Source organism: Rummeliibacillus sp. GQ308 (assembly GCF_059759115.1).
This window is the reverse complement of record NZ_JCAXDQ010000006.1, coordinates 56,670-78,867: the sequence shown is the minus strand read 5'-3', so window position 1 is coordinate 78,867 and position 22,198 is coordinate 56,670. Positions and strand designations below refer to the sequence as shown.

Annotated in this window: 23 protein-coding genes, 1 rRNA gene and 1 pseudogene; 18 read left to right on the top strand and 7 right to left on the bottom strand. The window is 37.0% G+C overall.

Features of this window, described 5'->3' with window-relative positions; translation table 11 throughout:
- Window positions 1-16 precede the first annotated feature (16 nt).
- The 6 genes from rrf to tsaD all read left to right on the top strand — a co-directional run bounded on the left by rrf (window position 17) and on the right by tsaD (window position 3,503).
- Window positions 17-132 (top strand): 5S ribosomal RNA (gene rrf / locus AC6CHJ_RS15920).
- A gap of 141 nt (window positions 133-273) precedes the next feature.
- Complete coding sequence (locus AC6CHJ_RS15915; RefSeq protein ID WP_147197817.1) at window positions 274-759, top strand: pyridoxamine 5'-phosphate oxidase family protein; 486 nt, start codon at window positions 274-276, stop codon at window positions 757-759.
- 128 nt (window positions 760-887) lie between these two features.
- A complete protein-coding gene (gene tsaE / locus AC6CHJ_RS15910) occupies window positions 888-1,340 on the top strand; it encodes a tRNA (adenosine(37)-N6)-threonylcarbamoyltransferase complex ATPase subunit type 1 TsaE (protein ID WP_147197819.1) in 453 nt (150 codons plus the stop codon).
- A complete protein-coding gene (gene tsaB / locus AC6CHJ_RS15905) occupies window positions 1,337-2,044 on the top strand; it encodes a tRNA (adenosine(37)-N6)-threonylcarbamoyltransferase complex dimerization subunit type 1 TsaB (protein WP_498289296.1) in 708 nt (235 codons plus the stop codon). Before tsaE ends, tsaB begins: the two co-directional genes overlap by 4 nt.
- Window positions 2,041-2,484 carry a ribosomal protein S18-alanine N-acetyltransferase gene (gene rimI, locus AC6CHJ_RS15900; protein ID WP_147197823.1) on the top strand — a complete coding sequence of 148 codons (444 nt, stop codon included), beginning with the start codon at window positions 2,041-2,043 and terminating at the stop codon, window positions 2,482-2,484. Before tsaB ends, rimI begins: the two co-directional genes overlap by 4 nt.
- A complete protein-coding gene (tsaD, locus tag AC6CHJ_RS15895) occupies window positions 2,484-3,503 on the top strand; it encodes a tRNA (adenosine(37)-N6)-threonylcarbamoyltransferase complex transferase subunit TsaD (protein ID WP_498289294.1) in 1,020 nt (339 codons plus the stop codon). Before rimI ends, tsaD begins: the two co-directional genes overlap by 1 nt.
- A gap of 361 nt (window positions 3,504-3,864) precedes the next feature.
- Here the strand turns inward: tsaD and AC6CHJ_RS15890 are convergent, their stop codons facing one another.
- Window positions 3,865-5,802 carry an ABC transporter ATP-binding protein gene (locus AC6CHJ_RS15890; RefSeq protein WP_498289292.1) on the bottom strand — a complete coding sequence of 646 codons (1,938 nt, stop codon included), beginning with the start codon at window positions 5,800-5,802 and terminating at the stop codon, window positions 3,865-3,867.
- A 129-nt stretch (window positions 5,803-5,931) separates the two neighbouring features.
- Here AC6CHJ_RS15890 and AC6CHJ_RS15885 point away from each other — a divergent pair, with 129 nt between their 5' ends.
- The 4 genes from AC6CHJ_RS15885 to tatC all read left to right on the top strand — a co-directional run bounded on the left by AC6CHJ_RS15885 (window position 5,932) and on the right by tatC (window position 9,976).
- On the top strand, window positions 5,932-6,567 hold the full coding sequence (locus AC6CHJ_RS15885) for a redox-sensing transcriptional repressor Rex (RefSeq protein ID WP_147197830.1): 636 nt from the start codon (window positions 5,932-5,934) through the stop codon (window positions 6,565-6,567).
- A gap of 165 nt (window positions 6,568-6,732) precedes the next feature.
- The gene (locus tag AC6CHJ_RS15880; RefSeq protein WP_147197832.1) at window positions 6,733-8,790 is read left to right on the top strand and encodes a catalase; all 2,058 of its coding nucleotides are present in this window, start codon (window positions 6,733-6,735) and stop codon (window positions 8,788-8,790) included.
- 221 nt (window positions 8,791-9,011) lie between these two features.
- A complete protein-coding gene (locus tag AC6CHJ_RS15875) occupies window positions 9,012-9,203 on the top strand; it encodes a twin-arginine translocase TatA/TatE family subunit (RefSeq protein ID WP_066790243.1) in 192 nt (63 codons plus the stop codon).
- Between the two features lie 17 nt (window positions 9,204-9,220).
- Window positions 9,221-9,976, top strand: a complete 756-nt coding sequence (gene tatC / locus AC6CHJ_RS15870) for a twin-arginine translocase subunit TatC (protein ID WP_147197834.1) — start codon at window positions 9,221-9,223, stop codon at window positions 9,974-9,976.
- A gap of 117 nt (window positions 9,977-10,093) precedes the next feature.
- Here tatC and AC6CHJ_RS15865 read toward each other — a convergent pair whose 3' ends face one another.
- Window positions 10,094-10,810 carry a CPBP family intramembrane glutamic endopeptidase gene (locus AC6CHJ_RS15865; RefSeq protein ID WP_498289290.1) on the bottom strand — a complete coding sequence of 239 codons (717 nt, stop codon included), beginning with the start codon at window positions 10,808-10,810 and terminating at the stop codon, window positions 10,094-10,096.
- 190 nt (window positions 10,811-11,000) lie between these two features.
- Here AC6CHJ_RS15865 and groES point away from each other — a divergent pair, with 190 nt between their 5' ends.
- Window positions 11,001-11,285 carry a co-chaperone GroES gene (groES, locus tag AC6CHJ_RS15860; protein ID WP_066790234.1) on the top strand — a complete coding sequence of 95 codons (285 nt, stop codon included), beginning with the start codon at window positions 11,001-11,003 and terminating at the stop codon, window positions 11,283-11,285.
- A 51-nt stretch (window positions 11,286-11,336) separates the two neighbouring features.
- Entirely contained in the window at window positions 11,337-12,968 is a 1,632-nt protein-coding gene (gene groL / locus AC6CHJ_RS15855; RefSeq protein ID WP_066790231.1) for a chaperonin GroEL, read from the top strand.
- A 130-nt stretch (window positions 12,969-13,098) separates the two neighbouring features.
- On the opposite strand, the pseudogene AC6CHJ_RS15850 reads toward groL, so the two are convergent.
- Window positions 13,099-13,304: pseudogene (locus AC6CHJ_RS15850) on the bottom strand (tyrosine-type recombinase/integrase); the annotation flags it as partial.
- Window positions 13,305-13,471: 167 nt separating this feature from the next.
- Here AC6CHJ_RS15850 and AC6CHJ_RS15845 point away from each other — a divergent pair.
- The 4 genes from AC6CHJ_RS15845 to AC6CHJ_RS15830 all read left to right on the top strand — a co-directional run bounded on the left by AC6CHJ_RS15845 (window position 13,472) and on the right by AC6CHJ_RS15830 (window position 15,814).
- Window positions 13,472-14,125: a uridine kinase family protein gene (locus AC6CHJ_RS15845; RefSeq protein ID WP_392997236.1), complete on the top strand. Its 654-nt coding sequence runs from the start codon at window positions 13,472-13,474 to the stop codon at window positions 14,123-14,125.
- Window positions 14,126-14,143: 18 nt separating this feature from the next.
- Complete coding sequence (locus AC6CHJ_RS15840) at window positions 14,144-15,235, top strand: low temperature requirement protein A (protein ID WP_498289288.1); 1,092 nt, start codon at window positions 14,144-14,146, stop codon at window positions 15,233-15,235.
- An 87-nt stretch (window positions 15,236-15,322) separates the two neighbouring features.
- Window positions 15,323-15,478 (top strand): (4Fe-4S)-binding protein, encoded by a 156-nt coding sequence (locus tag AC6CHJ_RS15835; protein ID WP_392997233.1) that lies wholly within the window; start codon window positions 15,323-15,325, stop codon window positions 15,476-15,478.
- 63 nt (window positions 15,479-15,541) lie between these two features.
- Complete coding sequence (locus AC6CHJ_RS15830) at window positions 15,542-15,814, top strand: GNAT family N-acetyltransferase (protein WP_307723588.1); 273 nt, start codon at window positions 15,542-15,544, stop codon at window positions 15,812-15,814.
- A 266-nt stretch (window positions 15,815-16,080) separates the two neighbouring features.
- On the opposite strand, the gene AC6CHJ_RS15825 is transcribed toward AC6CHJ_RS15830, so the two are convergent.
- The 4 genes from AC6CHJ_RS15825 to AC6CHJ_RS15810 all read right to left on the bottom strand — a co-directional run bounded on the left by AC6CHJ_RS15825 (window position 16,081) and on the right by AC6CHJ_RS15810 (window position 20,562).
- The gene (locus tag AC6CHJ_RS15825) at window positions 16,081-17,460 is read right to left on the bottom strand and encodes a YheC/YheD family endospore coat-associated protein (protein ID WP_498289286.1); all 1,380 of its coding nucleotides are present in this window, start codon (window positions 17,458-17,460) and stop codon (window positions 16,081-16,083) included.
- 363 nt (window positions 17,461-17,823) lie between these two features.
- Window positions 17,824-18,234 carry a CotY/CotZ family spore coat protein gene (locus AC6CHJ_RS15820; protein WP_498289285.1) on the bottom strand — a complete coding sequence of 137 codons (411 nt, stop codon included), beginning with the start codon at window positions 18,232-18,234 and terminating at the stop codon, window positions 17,824-17,826.
- 94 nt (window positions 18,235-18,328) lie between these two features.
- Complete coding sequence (locus tag AC6CHJ_RS15815) at window positions 18,329-19,342, bottom strand: YheC/YheD family endospore coat-associated protein (protein ID WP_392997229.1); 1,014 nt, start codon at window positions 19,340-19,342, stop codon at window positions 18,329-18,331.
- Window positions 19,342-20,562 carry an ATP-grasp domain-containing protein gene (locus tag AC6CHJ_RS15810; RefSeq protein WP_392997256.1) on the bottom strand — a complete coding sequence of 407 codons (1,221 nt, stop codon included), beginning with the start codon at window positions 20,560-20,562 and terminating at the stop codon, window positions 19,342-19,344. Before AC6CHJ_RS15810 ends, AC6CHJ_RS15815 begins: the two co-directional genes overlap by 1 nt.
- A 594-nt stretch (window positions 20,563-21,156) precedes the next feature.
- Between AC6CHJ_RS15810 and AC6CHJ_RS15805 the strand changes: the two genes are divergently transcribed.
- On the top strand, window positions 21,157-21,651 hold the full coding sequence (locus AC6CHJ_RS15805) for an RNA polymerase sigma factor (RefSeq protein ID WP_498289283.1): 495 nt from the start codon (window positions 21,157-21,159) through the stop codon (window positions 21,649-21,651).
- Window positions 21,648-22,196 (top strand): zf-HC2 domain-containing protein, encoded by a 549-nt coding sequence (locus tag AC6CHJ_RS15800; protein WP_147197854.1) that lies wholly within the window; start codon window positions 21,648-21,650, stop codon window positions 22,194-22,196. The genes AC6CHJ_RS15805 and AC6CHJ_RS15800 overlap by 4 nt, the downstream gene beginning before the upstream one ends.
- Window positions 22,197-22,198 lie beyond the last annotated feature (2 nt).

The window sequence follows — 22,198 nt, the reverse complement described above, 5'->3', positions numbered from 1 at the left end:
AATCTCTACATACAAGTGGAGTGATGATGGCAAAGAGGTCACACCCGTTCCCATGCCGAACACGGAAGTTAAGCTCTTTAGCGCCGATGGTAGTTGGGGGCTTCCCCCTGTGAGAGTAGGACGTCGCTTCGCAACCAAGCACAGCTGATTTTTCAGCTGTGTTTTTTTATATTCTTTTCTATAGCATTTATATAAAATTAACGAGACTCATTCATTGATTAGCCTTCAGAAAAACAGGGTAAACTAAAGTAACTAAAAAATGGGGTGAAGGTAATGAATAACAATTATGATGCAAATGAAGTTGAAAAAGTAAGAGAGCTCATTAAAGATGTAGAAACAGCTATGCTGACAACAATTTCACAAGACGGATTAGTATCTCGTCCGATGAAGACTCAAGAAGTTGAGTTTGATGGGGATTTATGGTTCTTCACGAAAAAGGAAACCGAAAAGTATGATGAAATTAAAAAAGAAGCAGACGTAAATGTATCTTATGCTGGTAAATACTATGTCTCTGTACGAGGTAAAGCCACAATCGTAGATGATGTAAACAAGAAAAAGGAATTATGGAGTGCAGCTTATGAAAAGCTTTTAAATACGAGCTATGACGATCCTAATTTGATTTTAATCAAAGTGGAGGCAGAGTCAGCAGAGTATTGGGAAACAGGCAATATGATGAAAAGCATGGTTCATCTTTATAAGAAGATGAGAGGTAATGATGATGACACCAACAAAATGAATAATACGATTGAGCTCGATTAATATTTAAAAACTATCTTCAATTTTTTAATTGAAGATAGTTTTTTATATAGCATGAAAATATGGCAGTTTGAACATTTCAGGAGATTTAGGTAAACTAGGAGTAATGAGAATGTGAGAGGACGAGTCTTATGACGATGGAAATCATGGTTGCTTCTTTAGAAGAGACCACAGAGTTGGCTATGAAATTGGCCGATTTATTAGAATCAGGTGATGTACTCACTTTAGAGGGAGATTTAGGTGCAGGGAAAACAACCTTTACGCAAGGTATCGCCAAGGGTTTAGGCATTACGCGAACAGTTAACAGCCCTACATTTACGATTATGAAACAATATGAAGGTAGATTACCTCTTAATCATCTTGACGTATATCGGCTTGCGGACGGCGAAGAAGATTTAGGATATGATGAATTATTCTATGGTGATGCCGTTTCGATCATTGAATGGGCTCATCTAATAGAATCAGATTTACCTGCTGATCGTTTAGCCATTGAGATTAAGCGGATTGACGATAATAAAAGAAAGTTTATATTAATACCTTTTGGGAAACGGTATGAACTATTGTGCGAGGAGTTAAAAAAGTGATTTGGTTAGGAATAGATACAGCAAATTCACCCTTGGCAGTAGCTATTGTGAAGGATGGAAAAATTGTAGCGGCAGAAACTAGAAATATGAAAGTAAATCATTCAGCTAGTGTTATGCCGGCTATTGAAGATATTATCAAAAAAGCAGGCCTTTCACCAAGTGATATAGATGCGATTGCGGTTAGCCAAGGGCCCGGCTCTTATACGGGGGTCAGGATTGGCGTAACCGTAGCTAAAACATTAGCATGGACGCTTCAAATTCCGTTGGCTGGTGTATCCAGCTTAAAAGTATTAGCCGCAAATGCTAGTATATATCAAGGCCTTGTGTGCTCGGTCATTGATGCAAGGCGTGAAAATGTGTATGGCGGTGTATATAATTCCGCTCATCAATTAGAATCGGTTATTGATGATGGTCATTATAGCATGGCTTCTCTTTTAGAGAAATTAAAAGAAATAGGTCAACCTGTCCTTTTTGTCGGGCAAGATGTAGATGTTTTCTGGCAACAGATTAAACAACAATTAGGAGAGCTTGCTACGCGCGCTCCATATACGTTTGATTTACCTAGTGCAGGGCAGCTCATTTATCTAGCGGGGCAGAAAGAATTGCCGGCGGTGGAAGACACACATCATTTTGTACCAACTTATTGCCGACTGGTAGAAGCAGAAGCCAATTGGTTAAAAGAACAGAAGGAACAAAAACGATGATTACTTATAGAGAGATGACAGTTGAAGATGTAGAAGCCGTCCATGCGATAGAGGAAGCCTCTTTTCCTACACCGTGGACAGTAGAGGCGTTTTATCAAGAAATGACTCGTAATACACAAGCCACATATATTGTTGCTGTAGAAGAGACAGGGCAGCTTATAGGCTTTTGTGGTATGTGGATTGTACTTGATGAAAGCCAAATTACAAATGTTGCGGTCCTTCCGGAAGGTCGAGGCAGAGGTATTGGAGAAGGACTTATGCGTGAAGCGATAATGACAGCGAAAGAAAGAGGCGTTGTCATCATGAGCCTTGAAGTGAGGGTTTCCAATACGGTTGCTCAAAACTTGTACCGAAAACTTGGGTTTCAAGCAGGCGGTATAAGAAAAGGGTACTATACTGATAATCAAGAGGATGCTCTTGTGATGTGGGTGAATTTATAATGGAAAATATATATATATTAGGAATTGAAAGCAGCTGTGACGAAACAGCCGCATCTGTAGTGAAGAATGGAACTGAGATTGTCTCAAATGTGGTAGCATCACAAATTGAAAGCCACAAACGCTTTGGAGGCGTCGTGCCAGAAATCGCTTCTAGGCATCACGTCGAACAAATTACTGTCGTTATTGAAGAAGCGTTAAAGCAGGCGAATATACAACCTGCTGATTTAAATGCTGTCTGTGTGACAGAAGGTCCTGGCTTAGTAGGCGCTTTATTAATTGGCATCAATGCGGCAAAAGCATTTTCCTTTGCACATGGTTTACCCCTTATTGGCGTACATCATATTGCAGGTCATATTTATGCCAATGCACTAGTACAGCCTATGGAATTTCCACTATTAGCTCTAGTCGTTTCCGGAGGCCATACTGAATTGGTGTTGATGAAGGAAGACGGCAATTTTGAATTAATTGGTGAGACGCGTGATGACGCGGCAGGCGAAGCTTATGATAAAGTGGCAAGGGTATTGAACATTCCGTACCCAGGCGGCCCGCAGATTGATCGATTGGCACATGAAAGCGATGGTGAAGTTGATTTCCCACGCGTATGGCTTGAGCCAGATTCATATGACTTTAGCTTTAGCGGGTTAAAATCTGCTGTTATTAATTATAAACATAACGCAGACCAACGAGGAGAGGCTATTAATCCAATGCATGTGGCGAAAGGGTTCCAAGATAGTGTAGTGGAAGTATTGACAGCCAAAACCTTAAGAGCTGCTCGGCAATACAATGTGAAACAAGTGATAGCAGCTGGAGGTGTATCAGCCAATAAAGGTTTAAGAGATGCACTAACTGCAATCTTTAACAAAGAGGGTATACCTTTTTATGTGCCACCATTAAAGTTATGCACAGATAACGCTGCTATGATAGCAGCTGCAGGGACTTCTATGTTTAAAGCGGGTAAAAGAAGCGATTTAGCGTTAAATGGCCGACCTGGATTAGAGTTGTTGTCATGGAATAAGTAAAGTTATACACAGAAAAGGACTTTCATGTAAAAATGAAAGTCCTTTTTGTAATAAAAAGTGTGAAAATTCTAAAATAATCCACAAATTGTGGACAGTTTGTGGATTAAATGTGTAATAACTAGATATAGTAGCAGTTTATACACATTTTTATGTGTATAACTAGAGTAAAATCTGTGGATAATGTGGAAAACTATTTTGAACCATTGAAAAATAAGGATTACTTATGTGAATAAATTTGTGGAAAAACATAGATGGAAAATTAGCTATTGACCAATATATAGACAATATATGTGTTGTTACGACAAAAGGAGCTATCAAATGATCAATCATTCGACAGCTCCTTTTTATAACTAATAGTTATTCACAGCATCTCAAGCTCTTCATTTAATTCAAGCCATTCTAATTCGAATACTTCATGCTGCTCTTTCAAATCATCTAATTGAGTTTGCAATTTCAGTACTTTTTCATGGTTCTGGAAGATTTTAGGGTCACAAAGCATCTTCTCAATGTCTTCTATTTGCTGGTTTAGCGTACTTAGCTGTTGTTCAATCTCTTCTATACGCCTGGTTATTTTTCGAATCTTTTTCTTCGCTTCTTTATCAATTTGCGTTGTTTTTTGTTTTTGATCGACTATTTCGATTGGCTTTTGTATTGCAGCCTGTTTTTCGGCAGCTATTTCTTCAAGCTCATGCTTCTTTTCAACGTAATAGTCGTAGTCGCCAAGATATTCAGTTGTCCCATCATGCGAAAGTTCAACTACTTTAGTAGAGATACGATTGATAAAATAACGGTCATGCGAAACAAAAAGCAATGTGCCAGGGTAATCCACCAATGCATTTTCCAATACCTCTTTACTGTCCAAATCAAGGTGGTTAGTCGGTTCATCAAGAATGAGGAAGTTTGCCTTTTGGAGCATTAATTTTGCCAGAGCAAGCCTTGCCTTTTCGCCACCTGATAAATCACGAACAATTTTATCTACATCTTCACCTGAGAAGAGGAAGCGTCCTAAAACTGTCCGAATGTCCTTTTCATTCATTAAAGGCCATTCATCCCATATTTCTTTTAATATCGATTTATTGCTATCTAGCTTTGCGAGTTCCTGATCATAGTAGCCGATCTGAACATTTGTGCCGAAATGGATTGTTCCAGAAAGCGGTGATTCATCTTTTATAAGTGTCTTTAATAATGTCGATTTTCCCACGCCATTCGGGCCGACTAAAGAGATCCGATCTGTACGGTAAACATGCAGCTGGATATTTTGAGAGACAGGAATTCCTTCGTAGCCTATTGTTAAGTCATTCACCTGCAACACATCATTGCCGCTTTGGCGTTCAATCTCAAATGAGAAAGTAGCGGATTTTTCATCTCCTTCTGGAGAATCCATCCACTCTGTTTTTTCAAGTATCTTGCGCCTGCTTTGTGCGAGCTTTGTTGTAGAGGCTCGCACAATATTTTTTTGTATAAAGTCTTCTAGCTTTGCCTTTTCGCCTTGTTGCTTTTCATACAGCTTGCGGTCACGTTCATAGTTTTTTGCCTTTTGATCCAGGTAATTACTGTAGTTTCCAGTAAATTTGTTGACATGGTGGCGTGATACTTCATAAACGATCGAAACGATTTGATCGAGGAAATAACGGTCATGGGATACAATTAAAATCGCTCCATCATAACTCTTTAAGAAGGTTTCGAGCCAGTTTAGTGTCTCGATATCTAAATGGTTGGTTGGCTCGTCCAAAATCAACAGATCGGGCTTGCTTAATAATAGTTTTGCAAGGGCGAGACGTGTACGCTGCCCTCCAGATAGCTCAGATATTTTTTGATCAAAGCTGTCAGGATAGAACTGCATGCCGTGCAGAATAGAACGAGTATCAGCTTCATATTGATAGCCGCCTCGTTCTTTGAAATCATGCTGCAATTGATCATATTCTGTCATGACCTTTGCATATTGATCAGGATTTTCATAGACCGCAGGATCAGCCATATTCAGTTCTAGTGTACGAATGGTTTGTTCCAGCTTTTTCAACGGTTCAAAAATCGTCATCATTTCTTCCCAAATAGATAGGGTCGATTCTAATCCGGCATGTTGGTCTAAATAGCCAAGCCGAATATCCTTTGGTTTAATGATTTCGCCAGAATCATATGAAAGTTTGCCTGCGATAATTTTTAAAAGGGTGGATTTTCCCGCGCCATTTCTTCCAACGAGGGCAACGCGGTCACGATGCTGCACTTCTAATTTAACTCCGCTTAAAATTTCATCACCCATATAAGATTTATATAATTGATTGACCTGTAAAACGATCATATATTTACACCTCAGTTCACTCCTAGTTTATAGGAAGTCGAAAGGGTATGCAACGAGGATTACTTTGCAAAAAAGCTAATTATCATGTACTATTGAAGGGATTTTGATTTGCTAGCAGGAGGAAAAAGCGTGAAGTCCACAAGTAAAATTCCACAAGCTACAACCAAAAGACTGCCTCTCTATTACCGCTTTATCTTAAAGTTTGCAGAGGATGGGCAAGAAAGAATCTCTTCCAAAGAATTAAGTGAAGCGATGAACATTGACTCTGCAACAATTCGCCGTGATTTTTCCTATTTTGGAGCACTCGGCAAAAAAGGGTACGGCTATGAAGTCCAATATTTATTAACGGTCTTTCGCGGTGTATTAGATCAGGATGAACGTATGAACGTAGCCATTATAGGAGTAGGGAATCTTGGCAGTGCTTTGTTAAAATATAATTTTCAAAAGAACCATAATATGAAAATTGTTGCAGCATTTGATACAAGCGGAACAAAAGAAGGTAAGTATATCAATGATATTCCTGTTTTTCCGCCAGAATTATTAGAAGAAAAATTTTTAGAATACAAAGCGGAGTTGCCTGTTTTAACGATACCCGCCCGTTCTGCACAGCAAATGGCCGATAGGCTTGTCGCGATGGGGGTAAAAGGCATCTTAAATTTCGCTCCTGTCACATTGCATGTTCCTGATGATGTACGTGTACATACAATCGATTTGACAGTAGAACTACAGACATTAAGCTATTTCATGCGTAATGACGAAAGATAGATTAACTTCTATACAAATAGATAAAAGTGGCGCACAAGTTATTTACTTGTGCGCCACTTTTTTTGTTGAAAGGTGGCTTCCAAACCTTAAATGAAATGTATATCGAGATAAATGATTGCATATGGTTATAACGTTAGTCATTTATAAGATAGGTTAGGTGATTATATGGATAAGTACTCGCAAAATAAAAAATCAGTTAAAAAAGATGCGAAGCAAGAACAATTAGATCAATATCGTAAAAGTAATGCAGGAAAACCGTTAACAACCCAGGAAGGGCGAAAAATTTCTAATGACTCGGAAACATTAAAAGCAGGGGTCCGTGGTCCTTCTCTTCACGAGGACTATTGGTTCCTTGAAAAAATGTCGCATTTTGTACATGAAGAGATTCCTGAACGAATCGTGCATGCTAGGGGCTATGGAGCCTATGGGGAGTTTGAATGTTATCAATCGATGGAGCACGTGACTGAGGCGTGCCTTTTCCAAGAACCCGGAAAAAAGACGCCTTTAGCTGTTCGTTTTTCTACTGTCCAAGGCCCGAAAGGTTCATATGATACGGCACGAGACTTGCGTTGCCTAGGCGTTAAGTTTTATACAGAACAGGGCAATTATGATTTGACTACCATTGCGATGCCTGTATTGATTAACCAAGATCCGATGAAATTCCCTGATGCCATGCATGCATATCAAAGTAAGCAGAGTGACGACATCCCAACAGCTACAGGTGCACATGACCGCTTTTGGGATTATGTAGCGAATAATCCAGAAGCACTTCACATGGTAACATGGATTATGTCTGACCGCGGCATCATAGAGAATTACCGAGTAATGGAGTCTTGGTCTATTAATACTTATTTATTCGTCAACAAAAAAGGCGTAGCAACGTTTGTCAGGTTTGTTTGGAAGCCGGTTCTAGGCGTACACTCTCTTCTACAAGATGAAGCTATGAAAATTGGCGGTATTGATCCAGATTTCCATAGAAAAGATTTACGTGAAGCTATTGATAAGGGAGCGTTTCCTGAGTATGAACTAGGTGTACAATTAATCGCGATGGAGGATGAGTTCAAGTTTGACTTTGATATATTGGATCCCGCAAAATTTTGGCCTGAAGAGCTTGTACCAGTTCAACTTATCGGTAAGATGACCCTCAACCGTAATATTGACAACTATTTTTCAGAAAGTGAGCAAATCGCGTTTAACCCCGCAAACGTAGTGCCGGGCATTGGCTTTTCAAATGATCCTGTTTTACAAGGTAGATTAATAGCCTATAGGGATGCACAGCAATATCGCCTTGGCAGTGCCAACTATCTCGAATTACCTGTAAATAAACCGCTCTGTCCTTTCCATAATAATCAGCGCAGAGGTACCATGAGAATGAGAATTGATGAAAACGAAGTAAACTATCATAATAACTCGTTAATGGGCAACACACCTCATACATCGTCACCGGAAGAAGGAGGCTATGTTCATTATCCGACAAAAGTGGAAGGTCATGTTATTCGGGGAAGAAGTGAGTCATTCAATGATTACTTCTCACAAGTGCGAATCTTTTGGAACAGCTTGACGCCTATCGAAAAGCAACACACTATTGAAGCATTTAGCTTTCAGCTAGGAAAAGTAAAAAGTGAATCTGTTCGAGAGCAAAATGTTGATTTAATCGTAAATGTAGACAGAGAGTTAGCTTGCATCATTGCGGATAATATCGGTGTAAGGCAGCCAAGTGGTACCAATGTGCCCGTTGATACCGTCTATCCTTCCCTCAGTCAGGCTAATACACCGAAATATCCTTACACGCAAAAGGTAGGCGTTCTCATTGGCGATGGGTTTAATGGTCAAGAGGTGATGCAAGTTCTTAACTTCTTAGAGAGCAATGGGGTCTTCATTGATATTATAAGCGAAAGACTTGGAAATGTGACCGGAACAGATGGAACGCAAATCAAAGTCAACCAAACCTTCATTACAGGAAGCCCGTATTTGGTTGATGCTCTTTATGTAGTCGGGGGAACTTCGAAATATCCAGCGAAGTTTATGCAAGATGTTTCTGACTTCGTACACAATGCGTATAAGCATTATAAACCTATCGGCGTAGGCACAAGCGGACAGTCATTCATCCAACAATCGCAAAATAATAATTTAGAGGGCGTAGTGTTTGCAGCTAATAATCCAAACTTTAATCAAGATTTCTTGAATGCAATTACGCAACAACGTTTCTGGAGCAGAACGTAAGTAAGAAGAGCAAATAGCATATGTTTCACTTAATTACTGGCTAGCTATTTAGCCAGTTTTTTTATTATGTATGCAAAGAAGACTCTTTTGTAGCAAATATATTCAATCGAAGTAGAGTAGGGAAATTGTAGGTAAATATTTCACAATAAAATCATGAATAGAATAGCCAAAAGCCTATTTTTACGTTAAAATAGGAGCAAGTATATGAGGAGGTGTCTGTAATGGGAATTAGTGCTGGAACTGCAGTAATTTTAGGAGTCGTTGCCATACTAATTTTCGGACCGAAGAAACTACCAGAGCTTGGTAAAGCAATGGGTTCTACTCTCCGTGAATTTAAGCATGCTACAAAAGGTTTAGCTGATGATGATGAGCCGAATAAAGTATCTGAAACAAAAAAGATTGAAGATAAATAAGTTAGGATGTTTAGTAAATGAATAACACAGAACTAACTATTGTCGAACATATAGAAGAATTAAGAAAACGGCTGATGATTGTTGCCGTTTTCTTTGTGGTTGCAGTGATTGGTAGTTTCTTTCTAGCACAGCCACTGATCCATTTTTTGCAATTTAGTAATGAAGCAAAGACCTTGCAGCTGCATTCATTTAAAGTGACGGATCCCGTCAATATTTATTTCCAGGTCATTTTTGTACTGTCGATTGTTATGACATCGCCTGTTATTTTATATCAACTATGGGCCTTTATCACGCCTGGATTGTTTCCAAAAGAGCGTAAAGCGACATTACGGTATATCCCATACATTGTTTTCCTATTTGTGCTCGGCGTTATGTTTTCATACAAGGTTTTATTCCCTTATATGATTCATTTCATGACAGAGATGTCTGCGGAAATGGATATTCAACAAACAATCGGCATTAATGAGTACTTCCAATTTTTACTCCAGCTTACGCTGCCTTTCGGTATCGTATTTGAGTTACCTATGGTCGTGTTGTTTTTAACACGGCTTGGTATTATTACACCTCAAATGCTCAGCAAGTTCAGGAAGTATGCCTATTTCATCTTGTTGGTCGTTGCAGATATCATTACGCCAACAGATGTTCTGTCGCTTTTTATCGTGTCTATTCCTCTATGTATACTGTACGAGATTAGTATTATGATTTCTCGAGTAGGCTATCGAAAATATATTAGAGCAGAACAGCAAAGACAAATAGAAATGCAACAACAATAGAAGAATGAACTGTAATCAAACGAAACTATTTGATTGCAGTTTTTTTATGCAAATGAAACAAAACCCTTCTTATAAAAGAAGGGTTTTGTGTATAGTTGGAGAAATAGAGAGTATAGCTTACTGATGCTGTTCTAAAAACTTCACGATGGGTTCCTGATAGAGCTGAATAGCGGTCACAAATCCATTTAGCATCATATGGGCAATGATAGACGTAATAATACGCCTTGTACGATAATAAAGAAAAGCGAATATAAAACCAGAAATAGCATAGATAATAATGTGGCTAAAGTCAAAGTGGATGACAGCAAATACAAGCGAGCTGATCAACGCAGCAATAAAGAAGTTCGTCGTTTGAACAAGTGAGCCAAATATAACTCGCCGAAAAACAAACTCTTCTAGGATAGGACCGATAATAGCTAGCGCCAAAATAGCAATAGGTGCCGCATCTGCTATCGTTGTAAGGTTTGCTGTGTTTTCAGAAGCCTGCGTAATGCCTAAGCTGTGTTCGATGATCCCACCGATCCACTGGCCAACAAATACAAGGAAGAATCCAATAACCCCCCAAAGAATAGATGTAGGGATAGATTCGGGTTTTTGTTTGAAAATTTTCCAGAAGTTTCGATTAAAGGCTATCACAATAAGAGATAATAGAAGAGCTACTGCAAAACTTATGACGATATACCACCCATTAATAGTGAGGACCAATTCTTCTTTCCCCTTAGTTGGATATCTTTTTTTCATGAACAGTGCAAACGGTCGCATGAAAACGACAGAAGAGAGCTGCATAGCAAGGTAAATCAATAAAATATATAACGCGGTTTTGTGTGATTTCAAACTCAATTTCCTTTCTGTTTTCTGCCTGTTTTCTTTATTGTAAATTAACTGAGAATAAAAACAAAATTTTTAATGCTTACCGCTTGCAAATGAAATGGGAATTCATTAATATAATAATTGTGTTAGCACTCAATAGTGAGGAGTGCTAATAAGCTAAGTATATACACATAATTCTAGGAGGTTGTTTCAATTGTTAAAACCATTAGGCGATCGTATTATTATCGAAGTTGTCGAAGTTGAAGAAAAAACTGCATTCGGCATCGTACTCCCAGACTCTGCAAAAGAGAAACCTCAAGAAGGAAAAGTTGTTGCAGTTGGTACTGGATTCTTAACAGATGGTGGTCAAGTGGTTCCACTTAACGTAAAGAGTGGGGACAACATTATTTTCTCTAAATACTCTGGAACAGAAGTAAAATACGAAGGCAAAGACTATTTAATTCTTCGCGAATCAGATGTTTTAGCAATCGTTGAATAAGAATAATAAACGTAAATGAAAAATAGATAAAATTTCAGGAGGTAATTTTTAATGGCTAAAGATATTCGTTTCAGTGAAGACGCACGCAGCGCTATGTTAAAAGGTGTAGATAAACTTGCAAACGCAGTAAAAGTAACATTAGGACCTAAAGGGCGCAATGTCGTGCTTGAAAAGAAATTTGGTTCACCATTAATCACAAATGACGGTGTAACAATCGCTAAAGAAATCGAATTAGAAGATCCATATGAAAACATGGGTGCAAAATTGGTTTCAGAAGTAGCTTCAAAAACAAACGAAATCGCTGGTGACGGTACGACTACTGCTACAGTTTTAGCTCAAGCAATGATTCGTGAGGGCTTGAAAAACGTAACAGCTGGCGCAAACCCAGTCGGCATCCGCAAAGGGATCGACAAAGCGGTAGCTACTGCTATTACTGAATTACAATCAATTTCTCAACCAGTTGAAAATAAAGAAGCTATTGCACAAGTAGCAGCTATTTCTTCAGCTGATGATGAAGTGGGCGAATTAATCGCAGAAGCAATGGAACGCGTAGGTAACGACGGCGTTATCACAATCGAAGAATCTAAAGGTTTCACAACAGAATTAGATGTTGTAGAAGGTATGCAATTTGACCGTGGCTACCTATCACACTATATGGTAACAGATACTGATAAAATGGAAGCAGTATTAGACAATCCATACATCTTAATCACAGACAAAAAAATCTCAAGCATTCAAGATGTGCTACCAGTTTTAGAACAAGTAGTTCAACAAAGCAAACCATTATTAATCATTGCTGAAGATGTTGAAGGTGAAGCTTTAACTACTTTAATCTTGAACAAACTTCGCGGTACATTCAATGTAGTGGCTGTGAAAGCTCCTGGCTTCGGTGACCGTCGTAAAGCAATGCTAGAAGATATCGCTATCCTAACTGGCGGACAAGTGATTACAGAAGATATCGGTTTAGACCTAAAACAAGCTTCAATCGAAATGCTTGGCCATGCTGGCAAAGTAGTTGTAACAAAAGACCACTCTACAATCGTAGAAGGTTCAGGTTCTACTGACGCAATCGAAGCTCGCGTAGGTCAAATTCGTGCTCAATACGAAGAATCTACTTCTGAATTCGATAAAGAAAAACTACAAGAACGCCTTGCTAAACTTGCTGGCGGCGTAGCTGTCATCAAAGTTGGTGCAGCAACTGAAACAGAATTGAAAGAACGCAAACTTCGCATTGAAGATGCTCTTAACTCTACTCGTGCAGCAGTAGAAGAAGGTATCGTTGCAGGTGGTGGCGTAGCACTAGTAAGTGTCTACAACAAAGTAGCTGAAATCGGCCAAGCAGAAGCAGGGGACGTGGCAACAGGCGTGAAAATCGTATTGCGTGCTCTTGAAGAACCAGTACGTCAAATCGCTGACAACGCAGGCCTTGAAGGTTCTATTATCGTGGACCGTTTAAAACGTGAAGAAGTGGGCACAGGCTTCAACGCTGCAAACGGCGAATGGGTAAACATGATCGATGCAGGTATTGTAGACCCAACTAAAGTTACACGTTCTGCACTACAAAATGCAGCATCTGTGGCAGCTCTATTCTTAACAACAGAAGCAGTAGTAGCTGACATTCCAGAACCAGCTGGAGCAGCACCTGCAATGCCTGATATGGGCGGCATGGGCGGCATGATGTAACTTCCACAGGATGTGGTGGCTTAGGCTTTGCGACAGGACGTCGTGATTTTAGCCTAAGTTCCTATGTATGAACCCTTGATATGATTGGGTGTGTATGTAAGGTGAAAGTGAACTGCTAACATAGAGTATTTTAATAGAGGCTTCTCATTAGTTGTGAAAACTTTTGGGAAGCTTCTTTTTTCATTTCTTTTGTAACGTAACGAGGATATAGACATTCTTGGTGATTTGATCATCTGAATGTCCAAGTCTATCCATAATTTGTTTAAGTGCTGCACCAGCCTCTGCAAGAAGTGATGTATGGGTGTGTCGTAAAGAGTGTGGGGTTAGTTTAGAATTCATGAATAAGTGTCGTAGCAAAATTGGATATTTATGTTAGAGTATAAATGAGGATTGAAGAATTGCTTCTAACGAGACAGGTTAGTGGAACAAGGAAGGGGGGCTTTTATAATTTGCAGGGTGCTCTTTTAGCAAATGATAAAAAACTTTAGAAATGAGAGTGAATGATGAACACATTAATTCAAGAAATCATAAGTTGGATTCATAATTCGGATAAGAAGTTGGTAATTGGGATTTCTGGTCATGGTGCTGCTGGAAAGACGACTTTTGCGCATATGTTAATGGAAGAGTTAATGTGCGATGTTAACTATCTTAATACGGATCCATACATAGTGAGTTCAGCAATTCGAAAATATGCAATGATTGACTATATACATAAAGGAACATTACATCGCTTTAAAATGACAGCATGCCATCCCGCAGCACATCATGTACCTTCCTTAGAAAGAGATCTATTGATGCTTAAAGAAGATATGAATTTACGTACGATAGATACACATTATCTTAAAAGTGAAATACTCTCTTCACAAAAGAAAGTAAACATTGTAGAAGGGATGAGTGTTGCTTTTGCTGATCAGGTATTATTTGATTTACTAATTTATTTTTATACAGATGGTGATACGGAACTTGAGAGACGATTCGGTCGAGATATAGAGGAAAGAGGAACGGATATCGAATATTTAAAGCAGTCTCACAATGAGCGACGCATTCAGTATGAAGTGTTTATGCATCCATACAGTAAAAATTTCGACATTATTGTCAAAGCTGGCATGGAAACAATTTATATAGAGAAAAATATGTTGGATACTAAGTTAATTTAGTTTTGGAGGATTGGTATAATGGATGAAAAAAAGGTCACTTGGTTAGAGCTTTTTTATGATTTGTTAATTGTAGCAGCTATCGCTACTGTAACTCATATTTTAATTCATGTGGAAAAAGGATACATACAATCAGATTATCTATTAAAGTTTGTACTGATTTTTATTCCCATCTGGTGGGCTCGGGTAGGACAAACGATGTTTACCAATCGCTACGGGGAAGATTTATTTCATCACCGTATATTTTTAATTTTACAAATGTTCTTTGCACTCATCATGATTGCTAGTTTATCAGTAGATTTCGATTCGTATTATAGATCTTTTCTAGTAGGCTATATTGGACTAAGGGCATTAGTCGCAATTCAATATCTTGTTGTACAACGGACAGAGGTAGGGACTCGAAAGAAAGCTGCACTCTTTTTTGGAAAGTACTTTTGGGTTGGTATTATTGTTTCATTGTGCTCCCTCTTTTTTGACTCATGGATTAGGTATCTTATATTGTATACAGGTATATTTCTGGATATCTTAATACCAATTATTGGGCGAAAACGATTGGTGATGGTACCTACAAATACAGCCCATTTATTTGAGCGCTTTGGTTTATTTACTATCATTCTCTTCGGTGAAACTTTAGTCAGTACACTGGCTGTAATTCAACCAAAACAAGGTGATTGGAATTCCATATTATTTACTTTAGTTTCATTCATTTTAATCATATCAATGTGGTGGCAATACTTCGATAATTTAGAAAAGAAAGTGAATAAATCTATAAAAACAGCAGGTCAAACGATTATATATGGTCATCTATTCATTTTGATGTCTTTAAGCATGATTGCAGCGTCGATAAGATTATTATTTATGCACGAGGTTAATTATTATTTTATTTTATTTTTTGTTTTTGGATCGGTATTACTCTACTTTTTATCAACTTCATTTGTTTTTCATCAATATAGATATAAGGAACAACGATTAAAAATATATCATTTAGGTTTATTTTTAGGGATTTTAGTTGGATTTTTAATTCTTAATTTAATCATTACAGTACCTAATATTTTAATTATGGTAGAATTAATTGTATTTTTTGTTATCTATGCTAAGTTAACAACTTTTTAACTAACTATGGAAGTAATTTCTTATTTTCATAAAGAGATTAGATTTATAGTTTACTATGAATCTAAAAAAATATGAGGAGTGATAAAAATGGGATTAAAAGAGTATAAAGGCGAAAAAATTACAGTTTCTTTTGACGGGGAAATTTGTAAACATGCGGCTGAATGTGTTAAAGGGTTACCGGAAGTTTTTAATGTGAATGCTAGACCCTGGATTTCTCTTGATAAAGCAGATGCTGAAAAGTAGTTGAGGTAATTGATAGATGTCCAAGCGGTGCATTAAAATATAAAATTTAAGGTGGGAATAAGGTTGCTGGAGATTAAACAAGGTAGTCAGTCATTTTATATAGGTGATGAGAAAAATAGTGAAGCAGAAGTCCATTTTGTTCGTGTAGGAGAAACTCGGATTATATTAGATCATACACATGTAGCAGAACATTTAAGAGGAAAGAATGTAGGACAACAATTAGTAAAAGCTGCTGTTGAATATGCTGAAAAAGAAAAATTACATGTTATTCCACTTTGTCCTTTTGCAAAAGCTGAGTTTGACAAGAACCCTGAATATCAAAAGTTATTAGGGTAACTTTAAAGTAGAGGAGTAAATTATGTTACTTCTCTATTTTATGTTGAATACATATTATAAAATGACCAACAGGATGTGGTGGCTTAGGTGTTGCAATTGTTGTCACGGTTTTTAGCCTACGTTCCTACGCACCCAATTCCCTGATATATTTGGGTTTTGTATCTAAGTTAAAAGTGATTTGCAAGTAGAAATACTCCCCCTGTAAAGAGGGAGTATTTTTTACTTTGATTAACTATCAAGTAGTTGTGTGAAAGAGGTGTTAACTGTCACCAAAGTAGAGCTGACTGTTTAGAATCCTTCTTTTCCTTTGGGAACCCGGCCAAATATTTCGCGTAAAGCATTCTTGATTTTCTGGCTTTTTTAATGGTACTTTTAGGTCCAACTCTCGAAAACTTTAAATATGGTTTACGATTATTTAGCTCAATTAACCAAATATGATGATCGCGGTCAAGAGCGATATCGACACCAGATTTGAATATGGTATCATATTTATCAATCTCCCTAGCAGCTTTAATAGCAATTTCAGACATCTTCTGACGGATATTCAATGCCTCAGCTTCAGAAAGATTGTATAAAGTTAAAAGCAAAGATCGCGCATTTTGCATTCTTCCGCCATTTAAGATGTTGCTAACGCCACTGCCTTTCCTACCTTTCCTGGCCACCATCCCTATGTCTTCCCACTGGCCACTCTGGTTTTTTATAAGAGCAATTCGAAAATCAATGGGATGGTTTTTCTCTATTTCTATATCTATTTGTTGCTGTATAATAAACTTCTTACTTTTGAACTTAGATTTCACATAATCAAGTAGTTCGGTTTCAGAGGAAAAGTGGATGGTCTCGTTTTTTCTATTAAGACGGAATTTAACACAATATTGATTAGGTTTCGCTATAAATTTTTCAATGCCATTTCCTGAGGATCCCGAGATAGGCTTTACATAAATGGTGCCAAGTTCTTTAAGATACTTTAAAATATCCGTGGGCTTCTTGTATAAGAAAGTTTTAGGTATATAGGGAAGTAAATCTGGATTTTTATGAAGTCGTTGATACATTTTCCATTTATTAATACCTGCTAGGTGAAAAAAACGTCGGCCATAAAGTTTTTTTAAATATTTCTTACTGTTACTAGGCATGGTTGTTCTTTTTACTATGACAGAGGGAAATGGGAAAGTCCCTTCTACCCAGTTTTTAGTAGATGGATTGTAAAGAAAACCATGGACTTTAGAGTTATTTTCATCTATACCTTCCACCGATAATGCTAAAACGACGCCATTAACTAATCGATATTGTTTCTTTATTTGTTCAAGTTTTTTTATTTGTTTTAGTTTATTTACTTTCTTTTTAAGTTTTTTGTGAGAATTCGTTATCATCACGCCAATAAATGGCCCTATAATAATTTCATCATTTTGGATTGAAATTTCATAATCTACTTCTAAAGGAAGCCTCAGATTTTCTATGACAGTATTAGATAATCCGATTTCATTTTCTTTTATTGTATTTAATTGTTTGAATATGACTTCGGTTTTATGAAATCCAAAATGAATAGTTGTTTTTATCCTTGTTGCGTCTAGTAATTTTCTTTGCTTAGGATGTAATATGATGCATGGACTACCATCACTAATAGGAATTAATTTGTATACATTGTTCAATCAAGTACTTCCTTTCATATTGTTAATTTATAAGGTATAAAGCAGGATCGATTTTTTCTTATTTTGGTACAATGAAATTCAAAAGTTTCTAATGGACTCAGTAGAAACACATAGGTTATTTTATTTGTGCATTTGCTAGGAGCAATTTTGCTAATAAAGGGGATTAACTATTTATAGTGAGCAGCAATTCACAAAGTGATTTTTGTAAGTTAAAGGATGATGGAAAAGGCGCACTTACCAATAGATTGTTTAAATGCTATGGCAAAGCCCCATCATGAGTTGGATTTGTCCTTTTTTATATGTGAAAATTGCAACCATTTCTTACAAAATGGTTGCGGTTTTGGAGATTTATTAAAAAACTAATTATTTCGGTTCAATTTCAGGGAGTGGTCGATTTACTAGATTAGGTGGAAACGGATTAATTGCACAGAAACAGTTTAAATCAACAATTATGCAGCTTTTAGTTTTCCGAAGCGAGTACAAATCGGCACATGAGTCGATCGGAATTCCGTCCATATCTATGGCTTCAAGTATTGATAATTCAGCACAGCAGGTGTCCTCATTCAATTTTTCTAATCGAAAAAAAGGGGATACTGTACACTTTGTGAATGCTTTTAAAGGTTTTAGATTGTTATTCATTAAAAGCATAAAAGGTATGGTATCTGTCGTAGCAGAAAAACATATAAATTGAAACTCTATCAGTTGACCGGATAGTATACTTTGTTCCTTCTGTAGTGTTTTCATTGCCTTGCAAACGCAATTTTTGTTATCCACCAAATCTCCCCTCCTCGGCGGACAATTTTAGATGTGCCATATTTCTATTGTATTTTGGATCACAAAGAAAGGGTTGGGTGATTGTGCTTCAATGCTATTTTTTTTGATTAGCGAGATAAGCAGCATATGGAATTGTATTCATTGCTGCCTCCAATTCTCGGTATATATATCCTGGTCTCCAGTTCACTTCAAAAATCCACAGCTTTTTATTTTCATCAATCCCAATATCAATTCCCAATTCATCTAATTGGTTATTATATAAGGCATCAAACTTTTGTAAAAAACGCAGGGGGAACTGTTCTAACATTCTAAGAATATCAAAGCTTTCTACACCATATTCTTTTTCTAGAAAAGATTCGAGCTTTCCAATATATCCTCCTGAACTGACATTACTTATAACTCCATCATCTGAACCGATCCTTGGGTAGATTAACGTAATCCCCCAATCACCAGAACCATTTTTTTGAACATGGATTCGAAAGTCAAAAGGGAATCCGTCCTTTGTCCTGCTTGAAATATAAGGTTGAACGAGGTATGCCTTCTCTTCTATAACCATTTCAATTTTCTTGCGGAATTCAGTTATATTAACAGTTTTCCGATGAGAACCTTCTAACAGCTCAATCTGATCTCCATTCCGTTCAATAAAAATTAAACCTTTGCCCTGGTTACTCGATAAAGGCTTTATAACTATTTTTTTAAATCGTTTTAATGCAGATAAAACATCTGATGAATCCTTGATTATTTCAGAAGGTATTAAGTAATGCGCATATTCAGGTATTGTCTTTATTTTTCTAAATACTTTCATTTTGTTACCTATTGGATGACTGGTAAAAGGTATGGTCTTTTTCAGCTGTCGATATACTTTTTTCTGAAATGAAGTTTTCATACCAGTAGCATTATAAATCACATCGGGAAAGGGCATCTCTTTTAGAATCCAAGTTCCATTTTCATATTGATAGCCGTGAATGACTTTTTCTTCAAACCTAACAGCACTGGGAGAGAAGAAATAAAAATTAATGCCTTCCATCTTCGCAACTGAAGCACAGGTATAAGCTTTTTTAATGTCATGAGGATGTTTTCTATAATGAAGCATTGCAACGGTCACCATTATATCTCCTCCGATAACGGTTCAATATAGAATTTTATTTTTTTAAAAGCATTCAACGCATTTTCCTTTGCCTCATCTAATGTTTCACCAGTAGCCATTACATACCCATAACGATGGCCCATTGATATAGGCGGTCTGATGACGGCTTTTTTGCGTGACTTAATATAAACTTCTCTTACACCAGGTTCATTTGCAGCTCTTTTTTTACCTGTCACCTTTAAAAGTCGTCCAACAGAGTTTATCGTAATATAGTGTGTATAGAGATGTTTCTCGTGCTTCCTATCTACGTTAGGTTCATCCCCAAGATAAAGTTTAATCGTTTCTTCTACCAAATTTATGCCGAACGCTTCTTCTATCATCCGATTCATCGCTCCACCAGATATTCTAGGATTAATCTCAATGAGCTTCCAATTTCCATTTACATATCTGATTTCAAGATGACAGGCAGCATTGGCTACTTTTAAATCGTTCATAATCGATTCCACTGTGCTGGACAGCTTTTTATAAAGGTCATCCTTTACGTTTAACTGAACTGCATAACCCGTTACAATAAACTTTAACTCTTTTGTAATTTCTTGTTTGAAAACAGCGACAATATTTATTTTGCCTTTGTGGACAAGGACTTCCACTAAATATTGTGGACCATCTAAATATTCCTCAAGTAATATTTGTTGGTCCGGATATATTCTTAAAAATTTCTTCATTATCTTCCTTAATTCAAATCTATTTTTAACCAAATAGACATCCTTTGATGCTTTTGACATAGGTGATTTTACAATTAAAGGGAATTTGTGTTCTTTTTTAATAAAAGTACTGATATTATCTACTGGCTGAAAAACTTCAAATATAGGAGTGGTTGCATTTTCTTTTAATGCTCTTCTCGTTTCGGTTTTATCTTCCATGATTTTTAACGCTTCCACAGAAATATTTGATTTACATAATTCATTTGAAAGCTGTGCGGCTAATGACACGAAGGGATCTACAAAACTAATAATTGTTTTAATGATTTTGCCTTGTTCTTGAAGCTCAATAATTTGCTGACGGATGAGATCCTCTGTCATTTTATTAAAATGAACCATTTGCATAATATCCGGAAATTCTTTTCTTTGTTCTAAAAGCTTTTCTTTTTCAGTAAACAAAACGGTGTAAAAACCTAATCGAGCAGCCGTTTTTACAGCCTCCCTACTAGAACCGTTTTTTGTAGTTTCGATAAAAATCATTGTTTCCAATTTAACACTCTCCAAAGGAAATAACTTAGACCTAATTAGAAGTAACTAGCGTCCGAGTATTTTCGATTTACAATTTAGTGATACCTTATAACTGCTAATTCAAATGTGAAGTGAGTAGAAATAACAATAATCATGTAACAGAATCTTTTTTCCCTTCAACCATTAAATCTTCGAAAGAACAAACGAGACTAATCACCTGTAATCAAATACATTCTATATGTATGTATAACCGATAGGGGTTGTATAGGTAAATTTACTATAAGGATTTATTTTCATAGCAATTAATCTATTCATTGTTTCAAGTGATTTATTATTCACTAGAAGCAGCAAAACCAGTAAAAGTCATCAGAGAACAGAGAGAAGAATACAATGACCCAGATTTCATATAGCCCATCGTTGTCTTTTAGTCCGGAGGCATTCAAATAAGCAACTTCCTTATTTAAAGGCAACTCTCATTCTATTAATTTCTCCCTCAACTAATTTATAATTTTTTAAATAAGAAATTGAAAATATTTTTATAAAAGTTGTAACGAAACACCTAGTCGAGGTATTAATGATTTGAACAGCAAGAGAGAGAGGGTCGTTATGAATAAGCTTGAAGAAGAATACGAAGAAATCCAACCGAAAATTTACGCATTTTTTTATGCAAAGACAGGAAATCAGGCAACTGCTCAAGACCTTTGCCATGATACCTTTTATGAGGCATGTAAAAACATCGCATCATTTAATGGTGTTTCTACCTTATCGACTTGGATGTTTTCGATCGCAGTGAACTTATTGAAGAAGCATTACCGAAAGAATAAGTATCAGCGTAGCTTAATGCAAAAACTCTCTTTGATGCCAGAAACGGAAATCTATAATTTGGAAGAATTAGCCGAAATCAAAGAGGATACAAAAAAACTTTTATATTATATTTCAAAGTTGGAAGATTCAGCGAGAGAGATTGTACTGCTTCGTATATACGGAGAGCTGAGTTTTGCGGAGATTGGTGTATTAATCGGTAAATCTGAAAACTATGCACGGGTTACTTTTCACCGATTGAAATTAAAAATTCAAAAAGCAATGGAGCTGACTTTATGAACACAAACTGTGCGGTGACGCAAGACTTACTGCCATTATATGAAGAAGAGTTATTGCATCCGGATACTCAACGGTTTGTTGAGGAACATTTGCAAAGCTGCCAAGAATGCCGGCATATAGCGGAACAATCACAAATTCCACTGCCTGCTCAAGTAAGACCCCACGGTGCTTCAAAAAACATGATTCGAAACATAACCATGAAATTGACGACAATACAGATTTTCTTTGTAGCAATTGCCTTTATTTTAGCGATGAGCACGACCGTTATGAATGACAATAGTGGGTTTATCCTGACCTATGCCATTTTGGGAGCAGTCACGTATCTGTTCTACCGATCTGTCCTCGTTACAGTCCTGCTTGCGGGCGTACCGAATTTCCTGTGGAATTGCCTGATATATATGACGAATTGGTTCGGTAAATTTTATGCTGACAGTTTTTCGGAAGCTCTTCAAATAGCACTGACTACTTTGATTATTCACCTGTTGGTTACTGTTATTGGAATCCTTATCGGCTTTTGTATTCTTAAAATAAGAGAGGGAAAATGAAT

Bases quoted from the DNA above. Each gene is read 5' to 3' on its own strand.
- AC6CHJ_RS15835 (WP_392997233.1), top strand. From the start codon at position 15,323: ATGGGATTAAAAGAGTATAAAGGCGAAAAAATTACAGTTTCTTTTGAC.
- AC6CHJ_RS15845 (WP_392997236.1), top strand. From the start codon at position 13,472: ATGAACACATTAATTCAAGAAATCATAAGTTGGATTCATAATTCGGAT.
- tsaE (WP_147197819.1), top strand. From the start codon at position 888: ATGACGATGGAAATCATGGTTGCTTCTTTAGAAGAGACCACAGAGTTG.
- AC6CHJ_RS15890 (WP_498289292.1), bottom strand. From the start codon at position 5,802: ATGATCGTTTTACAGGTCAATCAATTATATAAATCTTATATGGGTGAT.
- AC6CHJ_RS15875 (WP_066790243.1), top strand. From the start codon at position 9,012: ATGGGAATTAGTGCTGGAACTGCAGTAATTTTAGGAGTCGTTGCCATA.
- AC6CHJ_RS15880 (WP_147197832.1), top strand. From the start codon at position 6,733: ATGGATAAGTACTCGCAAAATAAAAAATCAGTTAAAAAAGATGCGAAG.
- tsaD (WP_498289294.1), top strand. From the start codon at position 2,484: ATGGAAAATATATATATATTAGGAATTGAAAGCAGCTGTGACGAAACA.
- rimI (WP_147197823.1), top strand. From the start codon at position 2,041: ATGATTACTTATAGAGAGATGACAGTTGAAGATGTAGAAGCCGTCCAT.
- groL (WP_066790231.1), top strand. From the start codon at position 11,337: ATGGCTAAAGATATTCGTTTCAGTGAAGACGCACGCAGCGCTATGTTA.
- AC6CHJ_RS15805 (WP_498289283.1), top strand. From the start codon at position 21,157: ATGAATAAGCTTGAAGAAGAATACGAAGAAATCCAACCGAAAATTTAC.
- AC6CHJ_RS15810 (WP_392997256.1), bottom strand. From the start codon at position 20,562: ATGATTTTTATCGAAACTACAAAAAACGGTTCTAGTAGGGAGGCTGTA.
- tatC (WP_147197834.1), top strand. From the start codon at position 9,221: ATGAATAACACAGAACTAACTATTGTCGAACATATAGAAGAATTAAGA.
- AC6CHJ_RS15815 (WP_392997229.1), bottom strand. From the start codon at position 19,342: ATGGTGACCGTTGCAATGCTTCATTATAGAAAACATCCTCATGACATT.
- AC6CHJ_RS15915 (WP_147197817.1), top strand. From the start codon at position 274: ATGAATAACAATTATGATGCAAATGAAGTTGAAAAAGTAAGAGAGCTC.
- AC6CHJ_RS15840 (WP_498289288.1), top strand. From the start codon at position 14,144: ATGGATGAAAAAAAGGTCACTTGGTTAGAGCTTTTTTATGATTTGTTA.
- AC6CHJ_RS15800 (WP_147197854.1), top strand. From the start codon at position 21,648: ATGAACACAAACTGTGCGGTGACGCAAGACTTACTGCCATTATATGAA.